The sequence below is a fragment of the Psychroserpens sp. genome (assembly GCF_045105015.1).
In the GTDB taxonomy this organism is placed as follows: Bacteria; Bacteroidota; Bacteroidia; order Flavobacteriales; family Flavobacteriaceae; genus Psychroserpens.
In genome coordinates this window covers 1-4,565 of record NZ_JBGCCX010000154.1, presented here as the reverse complement: position 1 = coordinate 4,565, position 4,565 = coordinate 1, and the positions used below count along the sequence as shown (strand labels likewise).

Below are 4,565 nucleotides of genomic sequence, written 5' to 3'. Positions count from 1 at the left end.
GATATTGCTCTTCTGTAGTCACTACCAATTCTCTTTTTCTAAACCCATTGCTACCAAAGGTTTGTGTTTCGCCAATCATTTTGATTTTTCCTTGTACTTCCATTCTCGTAATACTTATAATTAATTTATGTTATTGTTTTTTATGATAATAATAGTTTCCATGCACTATTAACATCACCATAGCTCAAATAATTTCTTGCTATTTTATGTTTTTGTCTATGAGACATTTCTCTAATATTTGGATAACGTTCACTTACATTATCTATAAAAGCTTCAACTTCGTCTTTAGTGGGTAATACTTCAACATTTCCTAACATTCCTAAATTATTACCTGTTAAAATCATACTGTTTTTAACTTCACTAGGCATACTATCAACTCCTATACCTAACGTAGATAATGGTTTAGGTATTTCAAAAAAACCGCTTTTAGCTCTATTATAATAACTTCCTCCTGCTCTGGCAACTAAATCTAACTTTTCTTGAACAATGACTTTGTTCTCATCCATTACAGAATCGTCAATATGAAATTTTACCACTTCACAAATGACTAAGTTTCCTGCACCTCCTTCAGTTCCTAATTCTATAATGTCATTTACGCGACATTCAAACTGTACTGGAGATTCAGCAACTCTAAATGGTTTTACAACATCAGAATCTAACATTGTCAAGCCAGATTTTTCAAATTCATTTACTCCTTTTGCATACTCAGTACTGCTTAAAGACATTTGTTGTACAATATCATAATTCACAACATTGATGACAACTTCTTTAGTTTCCTTAGCGTTTTCTAAAGTATGCTTAATAGTGTTATTTCTAACCCGTCGAGCCGGTGAAAAAATTAAAATTGGAGGATTGGCACTAAATACATTAAAAAAACTAAAAGGTGACAAATTAGGATTTCCATCAGAATCAATAGTACTAGCAAAAGCAATAGGTCTTGGTGCAACTGCACTTAACAAATAGCCGTGTAACCTTGCTGTTGAAATGTCTTTTGGATCAAAAGATATCATTTTGATTTTTAATTTTATTAATGAGAATGCAAATGTAACTATAATGCTAAAGTTATGAAAGTGATTTCCTTAACCTTAGAACAATATTATTAACATAAATCCTTTATATTTAAAATTCAAAATTAGACTTGATGGCTCAACCTTTAAATAGAAATCAAACACGATGGATTATCATTGTTGTTTCTTTAGTAATTATATCGTTGATACTTTGGAACACTTACTTATTCTTTCAAAGTTTTAAAGCAGAACAAAAAATAAAAATGGACATTTGGGCTGAAGCTCAATCAGAATTTCAAAAAGGGCTTTTAACTGATAATGTTAATCCTCTAATTGATAAAATCATTCTTTCAGATAGTTTAATCCCGAAAATATTGGTAACTAAGGAAAACTATATCAGTACTATAAATATTGATGAAAAACGGGTAAAAGACTCAACATACATTACTAACTTAATTAATGAATTTAAACGCCAAAACACACCTATTGAATTATCTTATATCAATCCCGAAACTAATACTAAAATTATTACAGGTAAACTCTATTATGGTGATTCAATTGTATTAAATAAACTCAAATATTATCCTTTAGCACTTTTAGTAATCATCTTTCTATTTGGAGCTGTAGCCTATTTCTTTTATAAGAGTTCTAAAACTGCAGATCAAAATAAATTGTGGACAGGTATGGCTAAAGAAACTGCACATCAAATTGGTACACCTTTATCTTCGCTTGTTGGGTGGACAGAAATCTTACGTTCTGAACATGTTAATCCTGATTATTTAATAGAAATTGAAAAAGACATTTCTAGATTACAAACCATTACAGATCGTTTTAGCAAAATTGGATCTATACCTAAACTTGAAAAAGCAGATATTGTTAAAGAAACTTTAGATTCCTATGAGTATTTAAAAGCTAGGTCTTCTAAACTGATTGACTTTGATATTTCTGCTCCAACAGAATCAATTATGGTTAATCTTAATCAACAATTATTTAGTTGGACCATTGAAAATTTAGTCAAAAACGCCATTGATGCTATGAAAGGAAAAGGACAATTAAAATTAGTGATTATTAATGATGGTAAATTTGTAAATATCCAAATAACAGATACTGGTAAAGGGATTTCGAAACAGCACTTTAATACTATTTTTCAACCAGGATATACTAGTAAAAAAAGAGGTTGGGGTTTAGGCTTATCTCTTGCAAAACGTATTATTGAAGACTATCACAATGGAAAAATTAAAGTTCTTAATTCAGATATGGGAAAGGGAACAACCATGCAAATTTCATTAAAACAATTGTCTTAACTTTAAAGTATGAAATCGCAAAACTATTTTACTTTAAGAGAAGTACAACTCCATAACAACTGTCCTGAATGTTACTCAAATGAAGGATTAGAATTAACATTTAAACAAAAATTTGTCGAAAATATTTTTTATAAAGCTATAACAGAAGATACTAAGTATGACATGCATTGCAACACATGTCAGACCAATATTTTCCCTGTACGTTGGACTAATGACATTGAGCAAGTTGTGAACTATCAGAAACGAGCAGTAAGTCCGAAACCAAAGTCTTTAAAACTAAAACAAGCTGGTTGGATTTTTGTACTTATTGATGTCTTATTATTTATCACAGTAATACTATTTGTAACTGGAGTTCTTTCTTTCTAATTACAAACGTGATGTAATTGAATGTGCAATAGCTTGGAATTCTTCTTCATTCAACTGAATCTTGTTTATAAACCTTGCATCTTCCATAGTGTTTAGAGGAATTAAATGCACATGTGCGTGAGGTACTTCTAATCCAATAACTGTCATTCCAACACGTTTACAAGGCATCGCTTTTTCAATAGCAATAGCAACTTGTCTAGAAAATTCTAAAAGACCATGATAAGAAGTTTCATCTAAATCAAACAATTTATCAACTTTCTTTTTTGGAATGCAAAGTGTATGGCCTTTTGCATTTGGATTGATATCTAAAAAAGCCAAATAATCTTCAGTTTCAGCAACTTTATAACACGGAATTTCACCAGAAATGATTTTTGTGAAAATAGATGCCATAGATTGAATTGTTAAGAGTGTATGTAAATATAAAAAGATTCCTCTTTTGAAGGAACCTTTTTATAATATATTAATGAGATTCCTGCCATAGCAGAAATTAATTATCTTGAAATTTCTAATACATCAAATTTCATAACACCATTAGGTACTTGAACCTCTGCTACTTCTCCAACAGACTTACCCAACAAACCCTTTCCAATAGGTGAATTCACAGAGATTTTCCCAGAAGCCAAATCAGCTTCTCCGTCTGCTACTAAAGTATAGGTCATTTCCATACCATTGGTCTGGTTTTTTATTTTAACAATAGATAACACTAACACTTTAGAGATATCCATTTGAGATTCATCAATAACACGAGCTCCAGCTAAAGTTTCTTCAAGTTTAGAAATTTTCATTTCTAACATTCCTTGCGCTTCTTTTGCTGCATCATATTCGGCATTTTCACTTAAATCACCTTTATCTCTAGCTTCAGCAATGGCTTGAGATGCTCTTGGCCGCTCTATGTCTTTTAATTGTTTAAGTTCGTCTCTCAACTTTTTTAAACCTTCAGGAGTATAATAAGATACTTTACTCATAATTCATTCGTTTATTAATAAAAAAGATTCCGAATCACAACGAAAACTATGTTCATTGCGAGTGTTCGGAATAAAAAAATCTCGCTGACACGAGATTTGTTATACAAAGATACAAAATATTTATTTCAACCTTTTAATTATTGTAAATTGCCACTCAAAATAAACAAGTCAATGAAAAAACTTATATTCATTTTATCACTCTTACTCTTAGTAACCTGTAAGAATGACGATGACAATAATAATAATAACATAAACAATTGTAATTTTTTGCAAAATATTGGTGTTAATAGAGCGATTAATTTGAATTTACCTCAGTTTAGTCAATTACAATTTACCTCTGAAATTGTATTCATTCCTAATGAAGGTAATGGAGGTATTTATGTTATTAACGTTGGTGGAAGCTTTAGGGCTTATGATGCATTTGATCCAAATCATATTCCAGAAAATTGCTCTTTTATGAGCAGAACTGGAACTTTCGTGACTTGCGGCTGTGATGATGCAAATAGTTATAATTTGTTTACTGGATTTTCTGATGGAGGGCAACTCCCTTGTGCACTACAAGAATATCGTGTTACAGCTAATGGAAATGAATTAACAATTTCAAATTAATTAAATTACTCTCAATAAAAAACTCCCAAGCTTATCGCTTGGGAGTTTTTGTTTTGTGTTTCTCTTAAAATTTTAGCGTCGCACCAATTAAAAAATTAGTTGTAGCCTGAGGATAAAAACCTGCACCTTCAATTGTTGAAATTGTTCCAGGGTTTGTAAAGTCATCATCAAAAGTGAAGTAATAACCGTTAGAAACATACTTTTCATTAAAGATATTATTGACTAAACCTGTGATTACTATTTCATCAAAAATTGATTTAGGCATAATCGAGTAAGACAGATTAAAATCATTTACAAAGAAACTGTCTAACTTT

7 protein-coding genes and 1 pseudogene are annotated in these 4,565 nt (G+C 30.5%); 3 read left to right on the top strand and 5 right to left on the bottom strand.

The window, feature by feature from the left end:
* Together AB8B90_RS11955 and AB8B90_RS11950 are read right to left on the bottom strand one after the other, a co-directional pair.
* Positions 1-103: DUF3127 domain-containing protein (locus AB8B90_RS11955; protein WP_405337177.1), on the bottom strand; the 103-nt coding region annotated here is incomplete at its 3' end.
* Positions 104-140: 37 nt separating this feature from the next.
* Complete coding sequence (locus AB8B90_RS11950) at positions 141-1,010, bottom strand: flavin reductase family protein (RefSeq protein ID WP_405337175.1); 870 nt, start codon at positions 1,008-1,010, stop codon at positions 141-143.
* Positions 1,011-1,141: 131 nt separating this feature from the next.
* Between AB8B90_RS11950 and AB8B90_RS11945 the strand changes: the two genes are divergently transcribed.
* Positions 1,142-2,311, top strand: coding sequence for a sensor histidine kinase (locus AB8B90_RS11945; RefSeq protein ID WP_405337173.1), 1,170 nt, complete (start codon positions 1,142-1,144; stop codon positions 2,309-2,311).
* 9 nt (positions 2,312-2,320) lie between these two features.
* Positions 2,321-2,677, top strand: a complete 357-nt coding sequence (locus tag AB8B90_RS11940; RefSeq protein WP_405337171.1) for a hypothetical protein — start codon at positions 2,321-2,323, stop codon at positions 2,675-2,677.
* On the opposite strand, the gene AB8B90_RS11935 is transcribed toward AB8B90_RS11940, so the two are convergent.
* Both AB8B90_RS11935 and greA read right to left on the bottom strand, forming a co-directional pair.
* Positions 2,678-3,067, bottom strand: a complete 390-nt coding sequence (locus tag AB8B90_RS11935) for an HIT family protein (RefSeq protein ID WP_405337169.1) — start codon at positions 3,065-3,067, stop codon at positions 2,678-2,680. It lies immediately after the preceding gene.
* A 101-nt stretch (positions 3,068-3,168) separates the two neighbouring features.
* On the bottom strand, positions 3,169-3,642 hold the full coding sequence (gene greA, locus AB8B90_RS11930) for a transcription elongation factor GreA (RefSeq protein ID WP_405337167.1): 474 nt from the start codon (positions 3,640-3,642) through the stop codon (positions 3,169-3,171).
* A gap of 171 nt (positions 3,643-3,813) precedes the next feature.
* Between greA and AB8B90_RS11925 the strand changes: the two genes are divergently transcribed.
* Positions 3,814-4,251 carry a hypothetical protein gene (locus tag AB8B90_RS11925; RefSeq protein ID WP_405337165.1) on the top strand — a complete coding sequence of 146 codons (438 nt, stop codon included), beginning with the start codon at positions 3,814-3,816 and terminating at the stop codon, positions 4,249-4,251.
* Positions 4,252-4,315: 64 nt separating this feature from the next.
* On the opposite strand, the pseudogene AB8B90_RS11920 reads toward AB8B90_RS11925, so the two are convergent.
* Positions 4,316-4,565: pseudogene (locus AB8B90_RS11920) on the bottom strand (TonB-dependent receptor); the annotation flags it as partial.